This window comes from Nitratidesulfovibrio liaohensis, from assembly GCF_011682075.1.
Taxonomy (GTDB): Bacteria; Desulfobacterota; Desulfovibrionia; order Desulfovibrionales; family Desulfovibrionaceae; genus Cupidesulfovibrio; species Cupidesulfovibrio liaohensis.
On sequence record NZ_VSMK01000531.1, the window covers coordinates 1 to 1,492 of the forward strand.

Genomic DNA, 1,492 nt, shown 5'->3' on the forward strand with positions numbered 1-1,492 from the left:
TGGCTGGCGCAATGGGGGCTGGCGTGCGGCGTGGGGGCATGGGGCTCGATGCGCGCTGCGCGGTCGTGCCCGGCCCGGCAAGCCCGGAAAGGCGCGCGGACAGGGCGGTATTCGAGTGGGCATGGTACACGGGCGTCCCGTATGCGGCAAGGGCATGCGCCATGGGCATGCAACGCGCGGGGGACGGAAGGGGGGGGCGTACGTGCAGTCCCCAAGGGTGTGCCGGAAGGGATTGCCCGCCATTGGCCGAGATGGCGCGGGCAGGACGGGAAACGGAAAGGAAATCGGGGCGCGCCGTTTGGCACGCCCCGACCGGGTTGCATCATCATAATATAGTGGTTGCGGTACGGGCCGCGCCGCCATCCGACTGCGCCCGCAGGCGTCAGGCCGACATCGCGTCAGGCCGACATCGCATCAGGCCAACTTCACGTCAGCCGCCAGCAGCGCAACGGGGTTGCCCGAGGCGTCCTCCATGGGCAGGGACACCGTGATGCACGGTGCGCCCGATGCCTGCGAGACATAGCTTTCCGAGATGTACAGGTCGCCGATGGCCATGGCTCCGGCAAACCACGGGCGCGACGACCAGTCCTTGCCGCAGGCCTGCGCATCCGCCGGGGTGGCCAGAGCCGCCGGGGCGATGTTGGCGATGATCTGACGGCCCTTGCCGTCGGTCATGTACAGCAGTTCCAGGTACGGCGCGGCGGCAATGACCCGGCGCAGGTGCGCCTCTATGCGCTCGCGTTGCAGGGACCGGATGTCCGGCGCGTCGGCCAGCCCGCGCATGAGGGTCTGCACCGTGCCCTGCCCGATGACGTGGAACACCCGGTTCAGGGTGGCCAGTCGGGCCATCTGGGCGGAAAGGGCGGCGATGTCGTCGTTGGCGCGGTGCATGCCGTCGGCTGTCTGGCGCGAGATTGCATCGACCTGCGCGGTGATGCGGTTGATTTCCTCGCATGTGGCGGCCTGCTGTTCGGCGGCGGTGGCGATGGTGCGCACTCCGTCGGAGGTGGCTTCCACTATGTCCACGATTTCGGCCAGGGCCTCGCCGGAATCCTGTGCCAGGCGGGTGGCCTCGTCCACCACGCGGGCGGCCTCGTCCATGTCGGACAAGGTCTTGCGGGTGCCGGTCTGGATGGCCACGATGACCTCGCCCACCTCTCGGGTGGCCTGCATGGTCTTTTCGGCCAGTTTGCGCACCTCGTCCGCCACCACGGCAAAGCCGCGCCCGGCGTCCCCGGCACGGGCCGCCTCGATGGCGGCGTTCAGGGCCAGCAGGTTGGTCTGGTCGGCGATGTCGGTAATGACGCCCATGACCTGGCCGATGGATTCGGCGCGGGTGCCCAGGTCGCCCATGACCTCGCGCAGGCCGGTGGTATGTCCGTGCACGGCGGCGATGGAGGACACGGCCCGGTTCACCACGTCGCGCCCGGCCAGGGCCTTCTGGCGCGCGGTGTCGGCCTGGGCGGCGGCATCGCCCGCGTTGCGGGCCACG

The 1,492-nt window shown here is 69.9% G+C and carries 1 protein-coding gene; it reads right to left on the reverse strand.

Features of this window, described 5'->3' with window-relative positions; all coding sequences use genetic code 11:
* Nucleotides 1-414 precede the first annotated feature (414 nt).
* On the reverse strand, nucleotides 415-1,492 hold a 1,078-nt coding region (locus FVW27_RS15360; RefSeq protein ID WP_243838502.1), incomplete at its 5' end, for a methyl-accepting chemotaxis protein.